Here is a 22,767-nt window from a genome sequence, read left to right on the forward strand (position 1 = left end):
ATGGTGGGCTAGCATAGCCCGGAAAGGTTATTCTTGATGGAAAAAAGGGACGCCAGGCTGCTCCAATCACCACCAGCTTCTCAAGAAGGCAAGTGGAATGTTTTAGAGCTTGAGTCTCAATCTTATAAAAAAATTCACAGCAAAATCTGCGAATTCATTGCATTAACCAATCACAGCACGCTTTCTACACGAGAGATACAACAACGTCTCCAGCAATGCCAGAAACGCTATGGCAAACACTTTGCGATACACCTTGTCGCTTCCCTCCAACAGAGTGATGTCGCTGAACGAGAAGCAATTGTCTGGCTTTTAACTCAGCTTCATGATCAGGAAACGATTCCGCTCTTACAACAACTGGCGCATCACCACCAACAACCACGAGCGATTCGCCTCTCAGCGTCGCTAGCCCTGGCCGGTCTGGGACAAACACCAGAAATGCTTACAAACAAACGACCCAGGCTCTATGCGATCAGCTAAACAATTTCATATCTCACATTTCTCAACAGGCGCAGTGGATTGCGCTGTTACGCGCAATCCAGGCAAGCGAGCGCCATCCATTCATTCCCATAATGATGTGGATGAAGCGGAAAAGCTAAACAATACGTATTAAAAAGGACTGAACTCATACATATAAATAGACATGGAGGTTAGAGTATGCATTTCACTATAGGAAATTTCATTGTCTGGCTGATCATCGCATTAATTGGTGCGTTTATTGGCGAAATGATTGCGCGCCGCAGAACACGAGATGGATTGATTGGAGCAACCATCATCGGCTTCCTTGGGATGATCATCGTCGTTGGGATATTGGGTCTCCATTTCGCTGGCGATTATATCATCGGTGGTGCACCTCTCTTCACATCTTTACTGGTAGCGGCAATCCTGGTTGCACTCTGGAGCGGTCTGGGGTATCATCGTGTCTATCGCCCTGGCTACGAGCGCTATTACCGCCGTCGCGGAAGCTATGTACGCCGCCCCCGTCGTACCCGCCGCCGTCGCTGGTTTTAGGAAAATATCTATAGCTCTCTATCTCAAGAGATATAACATTATGCAGAGCACCTGTATCCAGATAGCAGTACAGTGAGGGGCATCAGAAGAAATTTCTTCTGGTGCTTCTTTGCATGTAGCATCTGATCGAATGCGTGCTACGGATTCCAGGGATAACCAACCTCTTCCCAAAAAGTAAGATCCTTGCACAAGGCAGACTGGTGAGTTATGCTTAAACAAGAATTATAATTGAGGGAGAATAAAACCATTGGCTATAAAGATTGACATTCCCCAAAGAGGTGTTATCGAACTGCAACATGCAGTCTTTGATGTAAACGGCACCCTCGCCGTGGATGGTGTCGCAATCGCAGGGGTTGTAGAACAGCTCAAGACGTTATCTGCACACCTTACAATTCATTTACTAAGCGCCAATAGTCATGGAAATATCACAGAACTAGAAAAGACATTCGGCTTTCGTATCCACGAAACACATCGTGGAGACGAAAAAATGCGCTATGTGCAAAATCTTGGACCTGCCAATGTAATTGCCTTTGGAAACGGCGTCAATGACTCCACTATGTTAAGATTAGCCACGATTGGCGTAGCAGTGATTACACCAGAAGGAGTTGCCACCAGGACGATGCAAGGCGCAGACATCATCATCTCTGGTCCACTCGATGCTATCGATCTACTCTTAAAACCCGACCGCTTACTAGCCACCTTACGTAGCTAGACAAGTACTATCTATGGAAAGCGAGATCGGCTACGAAAACCAGCGAGCGGAGCAAGAACCATACAACGACAATAACATCTTCTACACCGGCAGATATAACACAACGGAGTGGTCTGTTTTATGTTGGCATCGCTGTCCTATTTTTCGGCACCAGTCCTGTCTTCATACGCTGGTCGCATCCTTTTAACGCTGTCGAAATCGCTTTCTGGCGTCTCGCCATTGCTACCTGCATGGTCATACTCCTGGGACTTCTGACGCGACAACCAATGCGCATCAGAAGTCAAGAGTTCCCACGCTTTCTCCTCTACGGATTAGTGACCGCGCTCCATTTTGTCTTTTATGTAGCATCCCTGAACTATACCACCACAGCGCATAGCCTGGCGCTCGTCTACACCTCACCTCTTCTCGTAACCATCCTCTCAGCGCTCTTTTTACGAGAGTCCATGGCAACGAGAAAACTACTGGGCATACTGGTCGCCGTCATCGGCATTGCCATCATGGTCGGATTTGAGCCACACTACACCGCCTGCTCGTTAACCGGACAATGTATGTTTCTAGGGGATGGTTTTGCCCTGCTCTCGGCGCTCTGTTATGCCATCTACTCGGTTATTGGGCGGAGTGAGCGCGATAGGCATCCATTATTCCGCTATACCACGCATGTCTACAGGCTAGCGGCGCTCTGGCTCCTCCCCCTGGCCTGCCTCAACGCCTTCCGGCATCCCTATACATTATCAGCCATGGGAGCAGTTGCCGCCCTGGGCATATTTCCACTAGGATTGGGACATACACTGTATAATGCAGCCTTGAGAAAGGTTCACGCCACCTATGCCAATCTCATCGCCACGCAGGAGGTCACCATCGGCATTGTGCTCGGCATCGTCTTTCTGCACGATATCCCTTCCTGGACGACCGTCATCGGTGTCCTGGTTACACTAGGAGGAATTACCAGCGTGCTACTTTAGGAAGGACGTCACTTTCGATAAACATCCAGAGGAGCGAAAGCGAAAAAGCGGGAGAAGAGGGAACAAATCGGTACCATTAAATGAGGAAAAGTAAATCGCAGCAGGCACAGGTAACAGAACAGGCTTACACGGAGAAGGGGCGCTGATAAAACCGGGACCAAAAATAGAGACAGAGTAAACGTGAGACATCATATCCACTCGCTGCTGCTGCGCCCCCTTTCCCAACCATCTACATCACCACTTAAAACAATCAGTTTGAAATAAAAGAAAGAAAGTTACAATTGCGCCATTACATTTTTGCTGATTGTACGTAGCGTCGCGAAAACGCCACGGCCATCAGAAGCGACAGCTTCAAAACTTGGCACTCGTCGACGATTGAGATAGCGCTCCAGGACAGGAACAGGCAAGACATTGGGCATATCACGTTTATTCCACTGCATAACGAGAGGAAAGGTCATCAGATCTTTGCCAATGCGCCGCATATTCATATCAAGTTCAGCAATACTTTGTACATTTTCTTCAAACTTTTCAGCTTGCGAATCCGCAACAAAGACAATACCATCCGCACCATTCAAGACAGCCAGGCGAGTACGCTCATACAAGATTTGTCCTGGCACTGTATAAAGGTGAAAGCGGGTGCGAAAACCATGTACAGTCCCAAGATCTAACGGTAAAAAGTCAAAGAACAGAGTACGCTCTGTTTCCGTGGCAATAGAGAGCATATCACCCCGAGCGTTGGGGTGAATACTCCTATGCACATGCTGCAAATTCGTTGTCTTCCCACAGTATCCAATGCCATAATACACAATCTTACAGTGGATCTCATGGGTTGCAATATTGATGAGAGCCATAAAAGACAGGTTCCTCTAATCGCGGAAAAGCAGATCGATGGTATCCTCAACGGACGAACGGAACTGAAGATTGAGCACCGAAGATTTTGTACGCGTGGTATCGGAGCGTACGCGTTCCAGAGTGCGCCCAAGTTCATCAGAAGATTTTTTCGAAAGCACTTTAACCAGGCCAATATGCGTTAATTTATCGAAAATAATCACCAGGAGCCATTGTTCTTCCACCATGGTGGTGTAGATATTTTCTTGCACCCCTTGTTGAAAGATATTGCGAAAATCCTTTTCATCGAGAAGCTTCGCTACTTCTCGCGATGACGAAAAGACACCAGCCAATAAAGCGCCCAGCGTTGTTGCATTGCGACGTGTACCTGTTCCTTGCACGGCAACAACCTGACCACTTTTATCGAGAAGCATCGCAGAAGTGGCATTAGTATCATTCATCAATTTCAGCAAGACTGCTGAAATTGAGGCAAGTTCGCGATCAGAAATGATAAGATTTGTTAATTGTTCCATGGACGCGCCGCCCTCCGTGTACACGTCTGGCATAAGGTAGAATACACCATTTTATATTGCGCTAACCTAAGCTATATCTAGAGCCTCAAGAATTTCGTTCCGACTCGCTTTAACCAAATGGCGTACGCGACCAATATTCGAGGCATTATCTGAGAGGGTCACCATCAAGGCAAAGTCTCCCAGTGGATCGACACTCACTAAGCCATGTTCGTACTCCAAGAGCAGCCCCACCGCACTTCCTTTGCCGATCTCTCGCCCCAATGCCTCAGCGGTACTAAAGCTTGTCGTGGTAATCGCACCCACCGCTTCCATATCGTCTTTTCCGTCGCGCGTCATGCCCTCAATCATCAGGCCATCGCGACCCACCAGGACCGCCTGTCGAACACCGGGAATTGCGATAAAGCGGCTTAGCATTTGTTTTAGATCAATCATTGTTCCCTCCGCATGGTAGGTTGCCAGCTTGTTCTTGGTGCGTGAGTCTGAGACCCTTGTTATTCTAACCGATGCAGCAGAGAGTCGCAAATCATATGAGACATCTTGGCTAATGTATATCAATCATGCTGACCACGCTAAGTACGTTTTCTCGCTTTTTACACGTATCTGCGCACTATTCGTTCCGCTAGAGCAGCTTGCAACCTTGCTTTACAACTATTCATACAGCGTATAGTATTTTAAGATACAAACAGATGCAGTCGAATACAATCAGATACACTGCGTACATACAAGCAGTGTGACGCATCGAACTGAAAGGAACTTTCGCGTATGGATGAACCACATGCACTATGGATGCCCTCAAACAATTATTTTCCTGATCGTGCCGGGCACACCCCTCGTTGGATTATTATACACGGTACAGCTGGATTTGGCAGTGCAGAAGAGGTAGGCGCATATTTTCAACGGGTCGATGTCTGCACCCATTACACCATTGGACGTGATGGAGTGCTTGTCCAATCGGCCCGCGAACATGATGGAGCCTGGGGCAATGGTGGCATCACCGCCGGACATGATCCCTGGTGGTCGCATGAAGTAAATCCAAATAATGTGACCATTTCTATTGAGCATGTAAAACCACATCACGACAATTCTGATGAGCTCACGGAGATCCAGAAAGAAGTAAGTTTTCGACTCATTCAACATATTTGTGAGCGTCATCACATTCCCATGCGTGCCGCCGACACCGAAGGTGGCATCACAGGACACTGCTCGATGGATCCCATGCAACGCAGTTTCTGCCCCGGCCCCTATCCCTGGGAGGAACTCTTTGCCTTCCTCGCCTGCTCTGAGAACACTGCTTTACCTTCCGAAATATAACAAACCACCCTGCTGAAGTATCCTATAGAGGAGGCTTCAGCAGGGTGGTTCTCAATTAGCTGAGCTTATCTACTTCACTTAGCGGTTTTTAGTACCATAATTGGGGGCTTCTTTTGTGATCATCACATCATGAGGATGACTCTCGCGCAAGCCTGCGTTTGTGATACGGGTAAACTGTGCATTCTGCATATCAGCAATAGTCGCAGCGCCAGCATAACCCATGGCCTGATGCAGGCCACCAACCAATTGATACACCAATGGACCAAGCATTCCTTTATAAGGAACGCGCGCTTCAATGCCTTCAGCAATTAACTGGGACTCGTCCACCTCGCCCTGGAAGTAGCGATGCTTGCTATAACTTCTCTGCTTCATAGCGCCAATGGAACCCATGCCACGATAATCTTTGAAACGCTCACCACGTGAGATAATCAATTCACCTGGGCTCTCATCCACACCGGCCAGCAAGCTTCCTAACATTACCGTGTCGGAACCGGCAACGATAGCCTTGGCGATATCACCAGAATACTGGATACCACCATCGCCGATCACCGGCACATCATATTTACGCGCTACCAGAGCACAATCATAGATCGCAGTAATTTGAGCCATACCTACGCCGGAGATAATACGCGTTGTACAAATAGAACCAGCGCCAATACCAACTTTTACCGCATCCACACCAGCCTGAATGAGAGCCTCAGTCGCTTCAGGAGTTACAACGTTACCAGCAACGAGCTGTACTTTTTTACCAAACTTATCATGGATCTGAGCAACACGCTCAATCACCATACGCGAATGACCATGGGAAGTATCAACTACCAATGCGTCCACCCCCTCTTCCACCAGAGCCCCACAGCGCTCCAATGAATCAGGACCAACGCCCACTGCTGCGGCAACCCGCAAACGACCAAATTCGTCCTTGGCAGCGTTAGGATAGAGAATCTTCTTCTCAATGTCCTTGGTGGTGATCAAGCCTTTGAGCATATTATTCTCATCTACCACAGGCAGTTTTTCAACTTTGTGGCGATGAAGAATTTCACGCGCCTGCTCCAGCGTGGTTCCGACGGGAACGGTTACCAGGTTTTCATGGGTCATGAGCTCTGAAATGGGGCGTTCCACATTGGTCTCAAAACGCATATCGCGGTTTGTCAGGATACCAACAAGCCGACCATTTTCAGTTATTGGAATACCTGAGATATGAAAACGCTTCATCACCTGAAGCGCATCGCTCAATGCAGCATCTGGATCAAGAGTAATTGGATCGGTAATCATTCCTGACTCGGAGCGTTTGACCTTGTCAACCTCTTCAGCCTGGAAAGCAATCGATGCATTACTGTGCACCACACCAATACCGCCCTCACGCGCCAGGGCAATTGCCAGGCGAGCTTCCGTCACGGTGTCCATTGCAGCACTCACAACAGGAATGTTGAGATTGATGGTGCGAGTGAAACGTGTTTTCGTGGAGACATCACGGGGGAGAACCGAAGAAGCAGCGGGTATGATCAGCACATCATCAAATGTGAGACCTTCTTTGGCGAACTTGTAGTTAAAGTCAAAGGAGTCCGGTTTCTGTGCCAGAGACATGGTTAAAGACATCCTCCTTAAAAAAATACCAGCACACTTACAAATGTGTACTGGTCCCTCGCGGGTTAAACAGGTTAACACCTGACAGCTTATCTTGAAGAATCTAAGATTCACGTCGTAATTTTTTGATAGTGTAACATCTAGCGTAAGTAAACGTCAAATAGCGGGCCGCACAACGCGAATAGAGGATGAGAATTTGTGAGAAGAATGAGAGATACAGGCAATAGAACAGTGCAGAGAGTAACCTCTGCTATAAAGCTGAGGGCATGCCTGGCAAAACTCTCGTATGATAACAAGTATCACTGAGAGTTTTGCCAGGCATGCCCTGAAAAAGTGTCTCCGCCAACTCTTTAGAGAGTGCGGCGACCACGAGCCCCCATCACCAGATTGTAGATGATAACCACAACAGCGATGATCAGTAAGAGGTGAATCAGGCCACTGGCGACGTGGAATACAGCGAAACCAAGAAGCCACAGCACAAACAGTACGACGGCGACTGCCCAGAGTAAACCAAGCATGATACATCTCCTTCTCAAGAAAACTTTAAAGATTTATAATTCCGCTTTTTCTCCATGATATATGGGAAAAAGCTTTTTCAATATCTGCTATTTACACGAATGAGTAACCAAAATAGATGCGACTATCAAAAACCAGGGTTGTGATCTAGACAAAAGAGGAGTTACGCTGTACTTTATACAAAGGATTACCTGGTTTCTTGATATCACCTCATCCTCCCAGGTTGAGTGCAAGAAATAATTGCATATAAGGAGTAACTCTTATGTCTGCTCATACGCAGACAACGACACAGATGGCTCAGGCCCTGCAAAAGGGCAGTCCAACCATTGTCGTTGGTAATTTCAGCAAAAACTATGGCGCACATCGCGTCGTTGATCATTTGAGCTTTTCGGTCCAACCCGGTGAGGTCTTTGCGCTACTTGGTCCCAATGGTGCCGGCAAGACCACCACAGTTGAAACGCTGGAAGGCTATCGGGCCCCGGATGAGGGTAGTATTCGGGTGCTTGGATTGGATCCCATTCGTCAGGCCCAACAACTCAAGCCGCGCATCGGCGTAATGCTCCAACAGGATGGCCTGTATCCAGCCCTGACTGCTCGTGAGGTTCTGCGCCTCTTCGCAGGATACTATGCACATCCACAATCTGTGGATGCCCTCCTGGAACGTGTCGGGCTTACAGCGGCAAGTAAAACACGCTGCCGCCGCCTCTCAGGTGGTCAAAAACGCCGTCTGGCTCTGGCTGTTGCCTTGATTGGCAATCCAGAACTAGTCTTTTTGGATGAGCCAACAGCCGGGATGGATCCTCAGGCACGTCAAACAACCTGGGAAATTATTCGCGAGCTAAAGCGCAGCGGCGTAACCATCCTGCTTACAACCCATCTGATGGATGAGGCAGAACGCCTGTCAGATCAGGTAGCAATCATCGATCATGGTCAACTCATCGCATTGGATACGCCAGAAAATCTGACTGGTGCCAAAAATGCGAATATTGTCCGCTTCGTCGCGCCAGAAGGGCTCGACTGTCAACAACTGGCAGCCTTACCGGGCGTCAAAAAGGCCGAGGAAGTGCGTGCTGGCAGCTATGTGCTGGAGAGCGATACTATTCCCACCCTGCTGGTTGATTTGACCACCTGGTTGCGGGATCGCAATGTGACGCTCTCTGAATTGCGCGTAGGTCATGGCTCCCTTGAGGATCTCTTCTTACGTTTAACTGGATCAGAGGTACGAGATTAACATGGCGACAAACACATCATTAACAACAGCTGAGATGTCATCCAAAAATACGCCCGCCTCAGCGGGACGCCAGATTCTCAAGCAAACTCAATTTGAGTTGCTCTTAACCAGTCGACGCGGTGAAAATATACTGGTGACATTGATTATCCCTATCATGCTGCTGATCTTTTTTGCCTCGTTAAAGGTTATTCCCGCCCCTAAAGGTGGAAGCGCCGCAACCGAATTATTACCTGGTATTTTAGCTATCGCCATTATCGCAGCGGGCATGGTAAATCTGGGCATCGCCACGGCCTATGAGCGTCACTATGGAGTTCTCAAACGTCTGGGCAGTTCCCCTCTGTCACGCAGTGGACTGATCAGCGCTAAAATCATTTCAATTCTCGCCCTTGAGATCGTACAGGTCGTGTTGCTGATCATTGTCGCAATAGCATTCTATGGCTGGCGACCAGTCGGCTCACTGCCTATTGCTTTGCTGGCCCTGCTCCTGGGGACGGTTACATTTTCAGCATTGGGATTGGCTATGGCCGGAGGATTACGGGCGGAAATGACGTTAGCGGGAGCCAATGCTCTCTTCCTGGTCTTTATCTTGCTCGGGGGCGGCATTTTACCATTAGATCATTTGCCAGCGCCAATCGCAGCACTGGCACAACTCTTGCCAGCAGCAGCGTTGACACAGGCGCTCCAACAAACGATGATCGCGGATCAACCATTCCCAACTTATCCGCTGCTCTTGCTGGCACTCTGGGCAATCATTATTCTCTTTGTAGCAATACGCACCTTTAAGTGGGAGTAGTTTGGTGAGGCCATCTTAGAGATTACATTCGAGGAGGCTTTGTTCGGGCAGGCGGTAGCATCAGATGTAGCTGATCCAGCTACATCTGATGCTGCTGCGCGGTAATCTGAGACACAGCCTCTTCCTCTTCGTCGTCCTCAAACTCACCCTCATCCTCATCTGAAGAGGCTTGTATTAGCTGAAATACAGCTACAAGCAGCATGACAAGCATAATAATGTGCAACGAGGTACACCAGGCGCAGATCTTTTTTAATTGGACAATCTCTACATAGACCAGGTAGAGGGCAGTTAACATACCAAGGGCAAACCAGATGGTCTGTCCTACTCTCAAGGCCCGCCATACAGGCCACACCTTCCAGGCTAATACCGCAAGCACCGCACTCATCAGAAACCAGAGTAAACCCGGGACAGATATCGGAATGCTCGTGCCAGGAACAAACGAATAGACGCTCGACAACACGCGCTCACAATCGATCAATCCATTCGTTGAACAGGCAACTGGAGCATTAGCATAATGCGCAACTGTTAAATAAATAGAGATTGCCACACCAATGACAGATAGCACAAGAAAGGTGATTTGAGCACCAAAACGCCGGAAATAAGTCATTTAACCCCTCTCCATTGCCATAATGAACCAGTCAGGATAGCATAATAACACTTCACAATAGGGATAGCATATGCTTTGAACATGGCCTTGTCAATACGTTTTTCGCCTGGAGAGATTATATAGATACAATGGAATTACGCTTGAGGAGCCGCTCCACTTACCTGTTCGGAAAAATGGCAGGCGGCAAAATGCTCATGGCCCATCTTGGCTTCAAAGGCTGGCTCTATCTCCCGGCAAATCGACTGTGCCATGGGACAGCGCGTATGAAAACGACAGCCACGTGGCATATGAAATGGACTGGGCAGGTCACCCGATAGGATAATACGCTGCCGCTTCTTCTCAATTTGTGGATCAGGAATTGGTACCGCCGAGAGCAAGGCTTTCGTATAAGGATGTTGAGGAGCCAGATAGAGTTCATCGCGGTCCGCCAGTTCAACAATTTTCCCCAGGTACATTACGGCAACACGATCCGCCACGTGGCGCACTACACTTAAATCATGGGAGACAAAAAGATAGGTGAGATGAAATTGCCGCTGAAGTTGTTGTAATAGATTAAGTACCTGCGCCCGCACCGATACATCCAGAGCGGAAACTGGCTCATCGGCAATGATTAACTGAGGATTGAGCGAGAGCGCCCTGGCAATGGCAATACGCTGCCGTTGGCCGCCGCTAAATTCATGTGGATAGCGATCCATATACTCGGAACGCAATCCTACCACGCGCAATAACTCTTCTGTGCGGGAGCGAATCTCCTGTGCCATGCCAGTCTTATAGATATGCATCGGTTCCGCAATCAATGTGCCAATTGTAAAACGCGGATTCAAGGAAGCAAAAGGATCTTGAAAAATCATCTGCATCTGCTGGCGTATACGCCATAGGGCAGCACCCTGCACCTGAGCGAGATCCTGTCCATCAAAAAACACCTGACCGGCGGTCGGCTTATATAAGCGTATAATGGTACGTCCAAGCGTTGTTTTACCGGAGCCGCTTTCACCGACCAGACCCAATGTCTTGCCGCGTTCAATGCCAAAGCTCACCCCATCCACCGCCTGAACATGTCCCACTGTACGTTGCAGTACAATCCCCTTTGTCACAGGAAAATACATTTGAAGATCGCGTACATCCAACAACAGTTTACTCGCAACCAGTGTATCCACCATAATATGGCTCCTCTCTTTTCTTTGGTGCAAGAGTATTTAATCAGTAGCTGTCTGCAAAGCCGCACGCCGCGCCTGCTGACGTCGTTGTGCGCTAGCTTGCTCCTCGGGATTGGTAATATCAGCCCAGCAAGCTTTACGATGGGTTGATTGCTCAGGCAGAGGAATCAGAGGAGGCATCGTGCGACAGGCCGCACGTGCGAAGGTACAACGTGGCATAAAAGGGCATCCGGAAGGAGGATGCAACAAATCAGGTGGGGAGCCATCGATGGTATCCAACTCGTTGCGACGTGCTTCATCTAAACGCGGCACAGAGGAAAGTAATCCCAGTGTGTAGGGATGGCGAGGATGGGCAAATAATTCATCAGTTGGAGCCTCCTCCACGACCTTCCCGGCATACATCACCACTACCCGATCAGCGATACCAGCTACAACACCCAGATCATGGGTAATCAAGATCAACGATGTCCCAAATTCCTCGCACACTGAACTGATGAGTTCGAGAATTTGAGCCTGTACCGTCACATCCAGCGCAGTGGTAGGCTCATCCGCAATTAACAGGCGTGGACGACAGGCCAGGGCCATTGCAATCATCACGCGCTGGCGCATGCCACCGCTAAACTGATGAGGGAAAGCAGCAAAACGCTGCTCAGGTGCAGGAATGCCTACCTGCTCTAGCAGTGTTATCGCCCGCCGACGTGCCTCGGTTGCATTCAATTTCAGATGAAGCTGTAAGCCTTCAGCAATCTGCTTACCAACTGTCATGGTTGGATTTAAACATGCAAGCGGATCTTGAAAGATGATCCCTATCTGTCCACCACGGATGCTACGCATTGTTCGTTCAGAAGCAGCGAGCAGATCCTCACCGGCAAACAAAATGTGTCCGCCAGCATACTCGCCGGGAGGTTGCGCTACCAGGCGCATAATAGAGAGAGCGGTAACACTTTTACCACAACCACTCTCTCCTACCAGGGCTACCTTCTCACCAGATCGTACCGCAAAGCTCACCCCATCAACAGCGTGTACATAGCCGGCCCTGGTCTTGAAATAGGTCTGTAAATCCTGTACATCCAACAGATACTCATTCAATTTCAGATCTCCTCTGGCTACCAATACTCGTCGCTACAAACAATGCAACAAAGCCATTCCGCAACCGATCAGGTCGTTTAGAATCATACATAGAAAAAGACGCTGAACGAACAGGAAACATAAAAGCACGTCCGTATCAGGAAGCCCGAGTAACCAGTCCGCGTTCGAGCACCAGATCAATAAAGAGTGTTTTATAGCCCACCTCATCAAAAAGAATCACCATTTTATCCCCCTCATAGCGTAACACCAGGCCATCACCCCAACTTTTGTGCACGACTTTGGTATTGATCGGAAATGGCTGATTGGCAACATCCTCCAGCACAGTAATGCCAGCATCACAATTATCACAATGGGAACACGTCTGAGCATCAATGCTCTCCCCAAAATAATTAAGCAGATATTTGCGGCGACAATCCCCAACTTCAGCATAGCAGCGCATCATTTCGATCCGCGAGCGATCAAACTCACGGCGCGAGAGATGAGAGTCCATAGCTTCCTGGGTGACCTCATCCAGATTCTCAATGATACCATTAGATAAAATTTCACCCGTTGGCAATGTTTTTATGGCGTTACACTCTTGTAGACGAGTCAGAGCTTCGGTCAACTTTGAACGAGAGAGATGGGTTACCGCACTTAACGCCTGCAATGTTACAGGTTCTGCTAGCTCCTGAATCACGCGCGCAACCAGTTCCACTTGATCAATATCGATGCGTCCCGCTCCAGCAAAGAAACGATGGATACGCAAGTCCTCGGCGCGATAGAAAAGGATAGCGCGGGCAGGCAAACCATCGCGCCCCGCCCGACCGATCTCCTGATAATATGAATCCAGCGAGTCACTGATATCATAATGAAAGACAAAGCGCACATTCGGCTTATCAATTCCCATACCAAAGGCCACCGTCGCCACAATCACCTCAATCTCATCCTCCATAAACTGTTGCTGTACCTGCACCCGCTCGGTTGCCCGCATCCCGGCATGATAATATGCCACTTTGACATCATGTTGCGTTAGCTCTCTCGCAATCTCTTCAGCGTGTTTACGAGTCGCCGTATAGATGATACCAGGCTTTTCCGACTCCAAAACGCGCTCAATCAACGCCTGCTTCTTATCCGACTCCTTGTGAAAGTGCTCTACACCAAGCCAGATAGTAGGACGATCAAAACCCTGTACGATAATCTGGGGATCACGCATCTGGAGTCGTTCAATAATTTCTTCACGCACCAGGGGAGCCGCCGTAGCCGTCAGGGCCACGACAGTAGGATGATCAAGGACATCAATCACAGAACTCAGACGGAGATATTCGGGGCGAAAATCATGTCCCCATTCGCTAATACAGTGAGCTTCATCAATCACAAACAGAGCAGGATGGGCATCCTTGAGTTGCTGAAGTGTATCCTCATTGGTAAATTGTTCTGGAGCAAGGAAAAGATAATTTAACGTGCCATCTTTTAAACGCTCTAACACAGCTTGCCGCTCTGCATCTCGCATCGTTGAATTAATAAAGGCAGCATGACCAACCTGTAGATCTTCAATCGACTCTACCTGATCACGCTGTAAAGCAATGAGAGGAGAAACAATAATCGCTGGCCCCTTCAACATCAAAGTGGTCACCTGATAGATCAAAGATTTCCCTAATCCCGTGGGCAAAATCGCCATTGTATCATGCCCATCGAGAATTGAACGGATGGCGGCATCCTGCCCGGGACGCAATTCTTCATAACCAAATTTCTCACGCGTAATACGCTGTAATTGACGCGCATTTTTATGTCGCTTCATACGTGTTTTTAATTCATCCGCTACTTTGTTATGCCACATTACTACTATTTACTCCTCGCATTTTTTCTCCTCATTGTATGTGGGCTGACACATTCCCGCTTGAGAGAGCGATAAACCACTCCCTATCGATAAACCTCTCCCTATAAGGGACGGATGGTAGCAAAAAACAGATGAAGTCGGGTACTTTAGTTGCGTCATCACAGCAAGAAAACATTAAACATTGCTTGCAAGCATATTTTCTGCATCACGGAAAATAGTCCAGACGGCGTGTGTACGCGGTATCGGAGAAACCACGTCACTCTCCTCATTCGAGGCGTTACAGAACAGAGGTAACGTAATGAATAATGCACGGCGACCTTCAGGAAAATGTTGGACCTCTAAATGCCCTCGATGGCACTCAATAATCTTACGCGAGACATAAAACTCGGCTCCCATTACCTGAGTGCCATGATCCCGTATGGTGATAATAGCTTCATATGCCGCCTGCTGAAGCGTAATTGTGGTAGGAATACACTCTAAAGATGAAGTACAGGTATTATCGAAGAGCATACATAACACCTGGCGAATCTGCTCCTCATCCACATCAACCGCAACAGAGACATTCATTCCTTCGCAATCAAGGTGTAAGCCAGCGCACTCGGCTTTTTCCTCTAAAATTTCACGGCAGAGCTGCAGCAGATCATAGCGTTGACGGTGTAAAATAAAGCGTTGCGTCTCCATATCAGAGGCATTGAGTAATTCTTGGAGTAGAAGCTCTGTGCGTGCTATTGAAACCTCAATATCCCCAAAGCTGCGTGTGACAATTTCTGAAGGCTCGTTGCTGCCAAGTTTCTGTCGCAGCATTTGCGTCATGTCCTTCAAATGCTGAATGGGTTCTTTCAGTTCGCGGGAAACCAGACTGACAACTTTATCTTTGGTGGTATGAGCTTCGGCCAACTCGGTGGTGCGTTGCTGAACAAGCCGTTCCAGCGAGCGTGCGTAAAGTTCCAACTCCTCTTGTTGCTCTTGTACCTGACGACGGAGCTGGCAGACTTGAATAGCACGTAAGAGAGCAGCCACAAAATTATCACGCTCAATCGGCTTTTGAATATAATCATACGCCCCACCGCGCAGAGCTTGGATCGCAATATTGTGCTCACCATGACCGGTAATTAAAATGGTGGGGGTATCTGACTGAAATTCCTGGATTTTTTGGAGCAGCTCCAGACCATTCATGCCAGGCATCCGAATGTCGCTAATGATAGTATCATAACGTGTCACAGCTATCTGTTCCAGAGCAGCCTGAGAAGAACACACTGTTTCGACCGTGATATGAGGAAGACGGAGCGAGATCATACGTGGTAAAGCATTGAGCAATGCGGGATCATCATCCACCAGCAAGATATGCGGAGAATGTTTATCCTGATCGGGTGATGGAGCAAAAGGTTCCGAGAAACGGAAATCACTTGAACGTGCCGATAATCCAGTATGCAGACGGATACCAACTTGATCTAATGTCAAAAGGAACCAACCAGCAGAATCCATCGACACCTGACCAGGAATCCAGGAACCAAAGACACGAATTTCAATTTTTTCGCCACGTGATAACTCGTGACCATCCAGTAGAAGACAATCACGTTCATCATCGTAGAATAATGATGCTGTTACTCCCTGCATATTTTTATTATCCATCGTTCTTGTCACCTATAAACCTATAAGTTATTCTGTAGCATGAACAAGGAAGGCAATCTGATCACACGACTATCATCAACCACGTTGACCCCAGACAGCCCATCCTTTCAATTCGCATCCCGGCTGGGAACCAGTGTAGAGCAAAAATGAAAGGCGTGTTTCAAAGTACGATATCATTGCACCAACAAGGATTGCAATTGGACTGGCAAAATTAGCCCATAAGAGCAAACAAGCATAGTACTATACAACTTACGATTTGCAAGCTTATTAACAACGATGCTACTCAATTTACAAATTAATATACTTCAATTTAACGCAAGAGCGCGTGAATTATCCAGGAGAGGAAATAGAGATGGATACCGCCAATTTTATGCAGTGATGCCAGTACTTTTATAAAAAGAAAAAGCTATCCAGGCTTATTTTATGATATATTCTAATGCTACAACCTTAAGTAAAGTAGCTGCTCAATACCTGACGGTAGCACCATCCCTGGAGGACAAACTACATGAGTACACTGAATGTACAAGGGATTGTCAAATATTTTGGAGAAGCAGTGGCGCTTGATCATGTGAGCTTTACTCTGACACAAGACGATTTCTTTGTACTTACAGGTCCATCAAATAGCGGGAAAAGCACCATGTTGCATACCCTGAATGGAAGAGAGTTACCAGATGAAGGGAGTATTGTGCTCAACAATACAGATATTACCTTCAATAGTCCCTCTGAACGCAACGTAGCCCTGGTTTCTCAGACATATGGTCTGGCATCGCAACTATCTGTCTATGACAATATTGCGCAGGCACTCCATGCACGGCGTCTCTCTAAGAAAGCGATCAAGCAGCATGTGCAAAGTGCGCTAGAAATGCTTGAGCTTACCCATGTACAAAAAACGCCTTTGCACAACCTATCAGGAGGAGAATTACAACGCGTAGCCATCGCGCGTGCGATGGTCAGAAACGTAGATCTCTATCTCTTTGATAGTCCCCTTTCTCAAATCGATCCCCATACGCGTGCTCGGATTCAGGACGCACTCCACGCACTGCACCGTCTCAAACTGGCGATCTGTATCAGTGTCACACCAGATCCCTTTGAAGCCTTTAGCCTGGGCAACTGGGTAGCCATCATCAAACAAGGAAAAATCCAACAAATAGGCAAACCCCACGAGATCATAGAACATCCCGCCAATCTCTTCGTGGCCCAATTTATCAGTCAGCCACCCTTAAATCAGCTTGAAGCACTCATTGCTACAACAGATACTGGTTATCAACTCCAGACGGATGGGCTAACCATTGCCTTATCCTCTCACTGGAGACCAATCATAGAACAACTTGAGCCACATACTCACCTTATCATAGGCATTCGTCCCAAGATTATCATCCTCGAATGGGCGCTGATCACCTCAAACACCAGTACATGGATCAAGCTCACAGCTTATATCCTCAGCATCGATCTTTTGATGGGGAAAAGAACCATTCAACTCAGAATTGGCAGCCAGACCATCCTGACCGCAGATGTGAAAGATATCCATCAGAGCGCGCTCCAACCGGGAAAAACCATTACCATTGGCATCGATCCAGCCCAGATCTATCTTTTTCATCCACAGACGCAAGAACTCCTGAAGGCTAAAAAAGCCTGATACGCTTGACAAGGCTCATCAAAAACCATTATGATGGGCGAGAAAATAGCTACTGATTTTCATAAATAATCAGTAGCTATGAAAATCTGAGATGGAGAGATGGCGCATGACGCGTAAAATCACGGTTGCCACACCCACATCGCTGATCAACGTGGGACAGATTGCGAATACCTATGTCAGCACAGGTGTCTTTGCTGACTATCAACAACGGCTCGCTGCCAATACCTTACGTCGCCAGGCTGATGATCTGGCGCTCTTTGCGAGCTATCTAGCGGAGGCAGGCGTTGAGACACAAGCCCATGATTTTCTCAACGATCCCCATGCCTGGCAGGGCATCACCTATGGTCTGGTAGATGGATTTGTACGCTGGATGCTGACACAAGGCTATGCGATTGGTTCCATTAATGTGCGCCTCTCCACTGTCAAGGCCTATTGTAAACTGGTCACCAAAGCCGGCACATTGCCAACCTCCGAATATGCCCTGATTAAATTGATTAATGGCTATCGACATGCTGAAGGCCGCCATATCGATCAGCGGCGCGCGATTACCCGTAGAGGTCCGAAAAAGGCTCAGGCGGTCGCTATTAGTCCCGATCAGGCCAGCCAGCTAAAAAAACAGCCCGATAGCGCGCAAGGACGAAGAGATGCCCTGTTGCTCTGCCTGCTATTGGATCATGGGTTGCGTTGTGGAGAGATCGCCGGTCTGACGAAAGATGCAATCAATCTTTCGGAAGGCACGCTGATCTTTTATCGTGAAAAAGTAGACAAGGTACAGATTCATCAACTCACGCGGGATACCTTGCTGGCGGCCATGAAATATTTTCAAGTCTGCACACCCACCAGTAAGCTTTTGATGGGCAGTCGTAAAGATGGAACATTATATGGAGTGATGAGCCAGCGAGCGATTACAGAGCGTGTCCATGCACGAGGAGAGGCGATTGGACTCTATGGCTTGTCAGCTCATGATTGTCGGCACTACTGGGCTACCGCAGCAGTGAAAGGCGGTACGGATATCAAAAGCCTGCAAGATGCTGGTGGCTGGAGTAGTCCAGCCATGCCTTTACGCTATACCGCATCCAGCAAAATAGCCAATGAAGGGGTGCGCCTGGGATAAACAGCGACCAGTGTACAGCTTGAGCACATCTGGCCGCTAGCAAAGAGATGTGAGATGTATGGCCTCAACCTGCCCAATTGCAGGGATGAGTTCCTCACCATACATAAAATACTAAATCTACTCCTGGCAGCTCATATTTTGAGTAGCTCTTTAGCAATTTTTGCTCACTGATACAACTATAGCATCCAATATGTCTAAATTCGCGCAAAGAATCCTTCAGAATCCTCAAAAAGAAAGCGATAGCAAACTATTTGGCGTACTCGGGCTTCAAATCGTTGCGGTATTCCTTCAACAATTTCTGAATTTTAGGACTGATAGTCAGCATACAGTATCCTTGTCTGGTGTTCTGATTATAGTAATCTTTATGATAGTCCTCAGCCTCATAAAAATTGGTGAAAGGAACAATTTCCGTCACAACTGGATTCTTATACGTCCCCGACTTTTCCAGTTCAGCCTTTGATGCAAGCGCAATATTTCGCTCTTCATCATCCTGATAGTAGATACCCGAACGATACTGCGTCCCCACATCGTTACCCTGACGATTGAGCGTCGTGGGATCGTGCAGATGCCAGAAAATCTCTAACAATGTGGCATACGAGATAATCGATGGATCAAAAGTTATTTGGATGGCCTCGGTTGCACCGGTTGTACCGGTACAGACCTGCTGATACGAAGGATTTTTCACCCGGGATGCGGCATAGCCTGGGATGACAGAAGTCACGCCTTTTAAACGCTGAAAGACTGCTTCTGTACACCAAAAACATCCCCCCGCAAGGGTCACAGTTTTGAGCTGAGCCATATAAATGCTCCTTTATGATAAGGCTAATATAGTAGCTGGTCTTCACTCTATTTTATATACCCACTATCTATAGTAGAAAACCATTTCGCACGCCAATTTATGCCACACATCAACAAACGAGCTCATCTTTGCGTTAATTGGTTGATGATGATCCAACTCTCAGCATATCGCTGGCGCTCCGATGGTCAGCAAGATGATAATAGCTTTAACTGGACATTTCAAAACCATTCCTCATATTCAGACTCTATATGATCTTAGCATTCCTAATACTGTTACTATGATGCTCAATCTAGTATTAAATACGATGATATAAAACTGTTAAATTAATGTAAAGGTCCATAAACTGGTAATATATACAGGTATATATAGCATTTAATGATGTATAATATTCTTTGATATGCGAATAAAGCAAAGGCACAATGAGAGAAAGAGGATTACTTATAAGCAACTATTGCTAGCAAACAAAAGGTTTTGTCAATACAGTATCAACGAGCAATAGTTACGCAGGTGTGTTCGATGAAGAACTGAAAAATCATTGAAGGTTTAAACAGAGCGATAAAAAAGTTTTGCTTCATCAAATACGAAGATCTCAGCGAGGCACTCTTTCTATAACAGTGCCTGAGATTAGGCAGAGAGGAATTCAACTATGCCTGAGACAACCAATAGCCATGTATTTAGCTATTCACATGTCAAGACAGTAGCGACACGAGAGGATTTGATCTCCCTCCTTACGTACGCCTCCAAATTTGAACACGGACTTGCCTGCGCCTGCCTGTTTACAATGCATTCGCTAAAAAATGATGGAAGCGAAGGTGGCCTGACTGATACCCAGGCGAGCCTGGTTCGCTCCTGGCGCAGACGGTTCTTAGCGGCTGCCACAGAGCGCTTAGGACATCTTGCCCAGATCTCCAATTTGTTGATTGCAATTGGAGGCACACCACATATTACGCGCCCCACCTTTCCTATCGCAATAGCAAACAATCTAGCCAGAGGTTGGCTTACGATTGAACCATTCTCACAGACAGTTATTGAACGTCTGCTTGCCTACGAGCCATCAGCGACAACATCGGTGACGCCGACCAGTGAAAATACAGATCCGCTTCAGAATAATTCTCATCATGACGGCCAGGAAATTTTTCCAGGCGACTATAACGCGCTCAAAGAACTGTATGGCAAGATAGGAGTTGGCTTTAACAACATACCTGCTGAAGAGTTATTTATTATCCCAGCAGATTTACAGGCCGATCCACACATCCTTCATCTGGGACAACCACTCATCGCAGTAATTGATCAGGCTTCAGCCAATGCTGCCATCAATAATATTCTTGGAGCTGATAGGCAGGCATCCTCAAACGATACTGCCAGCACTGGTTTACACCATACGCTTCTGGCTGAGTATCAACAGGCGGTGGCTGATGCACAACAAACCAACGTGCCGTTCGAACCTGTTCGTAAGGTTGTGACAAATCCCACGACACAGCAACGTATAGAGCCTGGCAACAGCACACAGATCAATGATCCTCTCACGGGCGAGGTAGCAGGACTCTTCAACAATGCCTATGATCTCCTGTTACTGATGCTACGACGCTTCTTTGCCCATACAGAAGAATCGGCAAGCGACCTTGAGCAACTGGCTCAGGCTATTCAGCAATTGTTCGCGTCAGTCATCCGTCCACTCGGAGATGCGCTCACACAAATGCCTGTGGATACCGTTGCACTTCCAGGCGTATACGCTGGTCCGACCTTTGGAGACAGTAGCATTCTCCCAGAAGTACAACATCAAGCCGTCGCATTAGCACTTTTTGACGAACGGCTCTGGCACCTTGCCACGACAGCAACCACCCTGCGCGTGACACAACGGCTGCCAACCGAAATCCTGGAAGCGACGGCAGCACTGCAAGATCTCTCCTGTCAATTTGCACCCGCCGAAGATTCCCGCAGTGCAACCAACAAAATTGCAGCCCTGAAAGAGCTACAAGCGGCTTTAGAGTGTACGATACTATCTTCCGTCAATGGCCCTTATCTTTTTAGCAACGTTGATGTCCTCAAGACATGGCTGGGAGAACGTATCCAGACCCGACCGCAGATGGCGCTCTGCCGCTGTGGCAACTCGGCGAACAAACCGTTCTGTGATGGGACACACACACAAATCGACTTCACCAGCCAGAAAGACCCTCAGCGTGTTCCTGACCACCGCGACACATACGTTGGCACAGCGGTAACTGTTCTGGATAATCGGGGTATCTGCGCCCATTCAGGCTTCTGTACAGACCGTCTCTCCTCGGTATTCCGTGTCGGCCAGGAGCAATTTGTAGCTCCCAATGGCGCACGAATGGATGATATCATCCGTGCGGTACGTTCCTGTCCCTCTGGGGCGCTCAGCTATGCGCTAAACGGTGTCGAAATACGGGATGGTGTTGATCAGGTACGCAAGCGTGCTGTTGAGATTTCCAAAGACGGACCATACCGGATCACTGGTGGTATCCCTTTGAAGGATGGTGAGGATCATGATGAGCCACGCAATCAAGGTGTCTCACTGGAACATTACAGCCTTTGCCGCTGTGGTCATTCCCAGAACAAACCATTCTGTAGTGGCATGCACTGGTATGTCAATTTCCACGATCCTGTCATCCCTGAGGATCATGAGCCAACCCTGTTCGAGTGGGTGGGAGGATTTCCAGCACTGACACGCATGACACATCTCTTTTACGACAAATATGTGCCACAAGATCCATTGCTAGAGCCACTCTTCGCCAACATGTCGCCCGATCATCCTGAACGTGTAGCGACCTGGCTGGGTGAAGTTTTTAAGGGGCCAGCAGAATATACGCGCAAATATGGCGGCTATACACGTATGCTCTCTCAACACATTGGAAAAGGGCTTACGGAAGAAAAGAGAGCGCGCTGGGCCAGCTTGCTCTATCAAGCGGCTAACGATGCGGGACTGCCCAATGATCCTGAGTTCCGCTCAGCGTTTGCAGCCTATATCGAATGGGGTTCACGTCTGGCGGTAGAAAACTCCGCACCAGACTGCCATCCGCCGCTGAATATGCCAGTGCCCCATTGGGACTGGGGAACCGCAGGCCCTCCTGGATCACGCATCTCAGCCCTTGCACCCATACCACAAGAAGAAGAGCAAGTCATATTACCCGGAGCTGATGAGACAGTACACTTCACTCAGCATATCAAGCCGCTGTTCCGGCGTATGGACCGCCAGTCGATGAAATGGGCCTTCGATCTGTGGGAGTACAAAGACACAGCGCAACACGCCGAAGCCATCTTCCAACGCTTACAGAACGGAACCATGCCCTGTGATGGAGCCTGGCCCCCTGAAAAGCTGGAAACATTCAAACGTTGGATCGACACTGGCAAGCAGAATTAAGGGATCTCTGTGATGCAGACAATACACTGTGCATATTGTCCGCATCACAGAAGAATC

At 48.0% G+C, this 22,767-nt stretch carries 21 protein-coding genes; 10 read left to right on the forward strand and 11 right to left on the reverse strand.

From position 1 onward, the window contains the following. Window positions 1-36: 36 nt before the first annotated feature. The 4 genes from F1593_RS07485 to F1593_RS07500 all read left to right on the forward strand — a co-directional run bounded on the left by F1593_RS07485 (window position 37) and on the right by F1593_RS07500 (window position 2,682). Window positions 37-477, forward strand: a complete 441-nt coding sequence (locus F1593_RS07485) for a HEAT repeat domain-containing protein (protein WP_149400934.1) — start codon at window positions 37-39, stop codon at window positions 475-477. Between the two features lie 177 nt (window positions 478-654). Further along, a complete protein-coding gene (locus F1593_RS07490) occupies window positions 655-1,008 on the forward strand; it encodes a GlsB/YeaQ/YmgE family stress response membrane protein (RefSeq protein ID WP_149400935.1) in 354 nt (117 codons plus the stop codon). 247 nt (window positions 1,009-1,255) lie between these two features. Next, window positions 1,256-1,720, forward strand: coding sequence for an HAD family hydrolase (locus F1593_RS07495; RefSeq protein WP_149400936.1), 465 nt, complete (start codon window positions 1,256-1,258; stop codon window positions 1,718-1,720). 113 nt (window positions 1,721-1,833) lie between these two features. Continuing rightward, window positions 1,834-2,682, forward strand: coding sequence for a DMT family transporter (locus tag F1593_RS07500; protein ID WP_268907021.1), 849 nt, complete (start codon window positions 1,834-1,836; stop codon window positions 2,680-2,682). Between the two features lie 275 nt (window positions 2,683-2,957). Here the strand turns inward: F1593_RS07500 and F1593_RS07505 are convergent, their stop codons facing one another. The 3 genes from F1593_RS07505 to F1593_RS07515 all read right to left on the reverse strand — a co-directional run bounded on the left by F1593_RS07505 (window position 2,958) and on the right by F1593_RS07515 (window position 4,475). Next, window positions 2,958-3,533 (reverse strand): GTP-binding protein, encoded by a 576-nt coding sequence (locus F1593_RS07505; RefSeq protein ID WP_149400938.1) that lies wholly within the window; start codon window positions 3,531-3,533, stop codon window positions 2,958-2,960. Window positions 3,534-3,548: 15 nt separating this feature from the next. Beyond that, on the reverse strand, window positions 3,549-4,043 hold the full coding sequence (locus F1593_RS07510) for a roadblock/LC7 domain-containing protein (RefSeq protein ID WP_149400939.1): 495 nt from the start codon (window positions 4,041-4,043) through the stop codon (window positions 3,549-3,551). A 66-nt stretch (window positions 4,044-4,109) separates the two neighbouring features. Continuing rightward, entirely contained in the window at window positions 4,110-4,475 is a 366-nt protein-coding gene (locus F1593_RS07515) for a roadblock/LC7 domain-containing protein (protein WP_149400940.1), read from the reverse strand. Window positions 4,476-4,805: 330 nt separating this feature from the next. Between F1593_RS07515 and F1593_RS07520 the strand changes: the two genes are divergently transcribed. Continuing rightward, on the forward strand, window positions 4,806-5,354 hold the full coding sequence (locus tag F1593_RS07520; protein WP_149400941.1) for an N-acetylmuramoyl-L-alanine amidase: 549 nt from the start codon (window positions 4,806-4,808) through the stop codon (window positions 5,352-5,354). A gap of 78 nt (window positions 5,355-5,432) precedes the next feature. Here the strand turns inward: F1593_RS07520 and guaB are convergent, their stop codons facing one another. Together guaB and F1593_RS07530 are read right to left on the reverse strand one after the other, a co-directional pair. Beyond that, the gene (gene guaB / locus F1593_RS07525; protein ID WP_149400942.1) at window positions 5,433-6,938 is read right to left on the reverse strand and encodes an IMP dehydrogenase; all 1,506 of its coding nucleotides are present in this window, start codon (window positions 6,936-6,938) and stop codon (window positions 5,433-5,435) included. 350 nt (window positions 6,939-7,288) lie between these two features. Next, entirely contained in the window at window positions 7,289-7,456 is a 168-nt protein-coding gene (locus F1593_RS07530) for a lmo0937 family membrane protein (RefSeq protein ID WP_149400943.1), read from the reverse strand. Between the two features lie 260 nt (window positions 7,457-7,716). Between F1593_RS07530 and F1593_RS07535 the strand changes: the two genes are divergently transcribed. Together F1593_RS07535 and F1593_RS07540 are read left to right on the forward strand one after the other, a co-directional pair. Next, on the forward strand, window positions 7,717-8,685 hold the full coding sequence (locus tag F1593_RS07535) for an ABC transporter ATP-binding protein (protein WP_149400944.1): 969 nt from the start codon (window positions 7,717-7,719) through the stop codon (window positions 8,683-8,685). A gap of 1 nt (window position 8,686) precedes the next feature. Then, a complete protein-coding gene (locus tag F1593_RS07540) occupies window positions 8,687-9,478 on the forward strand; it encodes an ABC transporter permease (protein ID WP_149400945.1) in 792 nt (263 codons plus the stop codon). A 79-nt stretch (window positions 9,479-9,557) separates the two neighbouring features. Here F1593_RS07540 and F1593_RS07545 read toward each other — a convergent pair whose 3' ends face one another. The 5 genes from F1593_RS07545 to F1593_RS07565 form a co-directional block, all read right to left on the reverse strand. Continuing rightward, on the reverse strand, window positions 9,558-10,085 hold the full coding sequence (locus tag F1593_RS07545) for a vitamin K epoxide reductase family protein (protein WP_149400946.1): 528 nt from the start codon (window positions 10,083-10,085) through the stop codon (window positions 9,558-9,560). A gap of 134 nt (window positions 10,086-10,219) precedes the next feature. Further along, window positions 10,220-11,245, reverse strand: coding sequence for an ABC transporter ATP-binding protein (locus F1593_RS07550; RefSeq protein WP_149400947.1), 1,026 nt, complete (start codon window positions 11,243-11,245; stop codon window positions 10,220-10,222). A gap of 36 nt (window positions 11,246-11,281) precedes the next feature. After that, window positions 11,282-12,331, reverse strand: coding sequence for an ABC transporter ATP-binding protein (locus F1593_RS07555; RefSeq protein WP_149400948.1), 1,050 nt, complete (start codon window positions 12,329-12,331; stop codon window positions 11,282-11,284). Between the two features lie 136 nt (window positions 12,332-12,467). Next, complete coding sequence (locus F1593_RS07560) at window positions 12,468-14,147, reverse strand: RecQ family ATP-dependent DNA helicase (RefSeq protein ID WP_235932516.1); 1,680 nt, start codon at window positions 14,145-14,147, stop codon at window positions 12,468-12,470. A gap of 174 nt (window positions 14,148-14,321) precedes the next feature. Further along, entirely contained in the window at window positions 14,322-15,779 is a 1,458-nt protein-coding gene (locus F1593_RS07565) for a response regulator (protein ID WP_149400949.1), read from the reverse strand. Window positions 15,780-16,284: 505 nt separating this feature from the next. Here F1593_RS07565 and F1593_RS07570 point away from each other — a divergent pair. Together F1593_RS07570 and F1593_RS07575 are read left to right on the forward strand one after the other, a co-directional pair. After that, complete coding sequence (locus F1593_RS07570; protein ID WP_149400950.1) at window positions 16,285-17,415, forward strand: ABC transporter ATP-binding protein; 1,131 nt, start codon at window positions 16,285-16,287, stop codon at window positions 17,413-17,415. 106 nt (window positions 17,416-17,521) lie between these two features. Beyond that, complete coding sequence (locus F1593_RS07575) at window positions 17,522-18,529, forward strand: tyrosine-type recombinase/integrase (RefSeq protein ID WP_172631942.1); 1,008 nt, start codon at window positions 17,522-17,524, stop codon at window positions 18,527-18,529. A gap of 247 nt (window positions 18,530-18,776) precedes the next feature. Here the strand turns inward: F1593_RS07575 and msrA are convergent, their stop codons facing one another. Then, a complete protein-coding gene (gene msrA, locus F1593_RS07580) occupies window positions 18,777-19,328 on the reverse strand; it encodes a peptide-methionine (S)-S-oxide reductase MsrA (RefSeq protein ID WP_149400952.1) in 552 nt (183 codons plus the stop codon). Window positions 19,329-19,974: 646 nt separating this feature from the next. On the opposite strand from msrA, the gene F1593_RS29245 reads away from it, so the two are divergent. Then, a complete protein-coding gene (locus F1593_RS29245) occupies window positions 19,975-22,710 on the forward strand; it encodes a CDGSH iron-sulfur domain-containing protein (RefSeq protein ID WP_149400953.1) in 2,736 nt (911 codons plus the stop codon). Window positions 22,711-22,767: the final 57 nt, after the last annotated feature.

Source organism: Dictyobacter arantiisoli, assembly GCF_008326305.1.
In the GTDB taxonomy this organism is placed as follows: domain Bacteria; phylum Chloroflexota; class Ktedonobacteria; order Ktedonobacterales; family Ktedonobacteraceae; genus Dictyobacter; species Dictyobacter arantiisoli.

Bases quoted from the DNA above. Each gene is read 5' to 3' on its own strand.
- F1593_RS07575 (WP_172631942.1), top strand. From the start codon at position 17,522: ATGACGCGTAAAATCACGGTTGCCACACCCACATCGCTGATCAACGTG.
- guaB (WP_149400942.1), bottom strand. From the start codon at position 6,938: ATGTCTCTGGCACAGAAACCGGACTCCTTTGACTTTAACTACAAGTTC.
- F1593_RS07485 (WP_149400934.1), top strand. From the start codon at position 37: ATGGAAAAAAGGGACGCCAGGCTGCTCCAATCACCACCAGCTTCTCAA.
- F1593_RS07550 (WP_149400947.1), bottom strand. From the start codon at position 11,245: ATGGTGGATACACTGGTTGCGAGTAAACTGTTGTTGGATGTACGCGAT.
- msrA (WP_149400952.1), bottom strand. From the start codon at position 19,328: ATGGCTCAGCTCAAAACTGTGACCCTTGCGGGGGGATGTTTTTGGTGT.
- F1593_RS07560 (WP_235932516.1), bottom strand. From the start codon at position 14,147: ATGTGGCATAACAAAGTAGCGGATGAATTAAAAACACGTATGAAGCGA.
- F1593_RS07570 (WP_149400950.1), top strand. From the start codon at position 16,285: ATGAGTACACTGAATGTACAAGGGATTGTCAAATATTTTGGAGAAGCA.
- F1593_RS07565 (WP_149400949.1), bottom strand. From the start codon at position 15,779: ATGGATAATAAAAATATGCAGGGAGTAACAGCATCATTATTCTACGAT.
- F1593_RS07505 (WP_149400938.1), bottom strand. From the start codon at position 3,533: ATGGCTCTCATCAATATTGCAACCCATGAGATCCACTGTAAGATTGTG.
- F1593_RS07535 (WP_149400944.1), top strand. From the start codon at position 7,717: ATGTCTGCTCATACGCAGACAACGACACAGATGGCTCAGGCCCTGCAA.
- F1593_RS07530 (WP_149400943.1), bottom strand. From the start codon at position 7,456: ATGCTTGGTTTACTCTGGGCAGTCGCCGTCGTACTGTTTGTGCTGTGG.
- F1593_RS07545 (WP_149400946.1), bottom strand. From the start codon at position 10,085: ATGACTTATTTCCGGCGTTTTGGTGCTCAAATCACCTTTCTTGTGCTA.
- F1593_RS07520 (WP_149400941.1), top strand. From the start codon at position 4,806: ATGGATGAACCACATGCACTATGGATGCCCTCAAACAATTATTTTCCT.
- F1593_RS07490 (WP_149400935.1), top strand. From the start codon at position 655: ATGCATTTCACTATAGGAAATTTCATTGTCTGGCTGATCATCGCATTA.
- F1593_RS29245 (WP_149400953.1), top strand. From the start codon at position 19,975: ATGCCTGAGACAACCAATAGCCATGTATTTAGCTATTCACATGTCAAG.
- F1593_RS07510 (WP_149400939.1), bottom strand. From the start codon at position 4,043: ATGGAACAATTAACAAATCTTATCATTTCTGATCGCGAACTTGCCTCA.
- F1593_RS07515 (WP_149400940.1), bottom strand. From the start codon at position 4,475: ATGATTGATCTAAAACAAATGCTAAGCCGCTTTATCGCAATTCCCGGT.
- F1593_RS07540 (WP_149400945.1), top strand. From the start codon at position 8,687: ATGGCGACAAACACATCATTAACAACAGCTGAGATGTCATCCAAAAAT.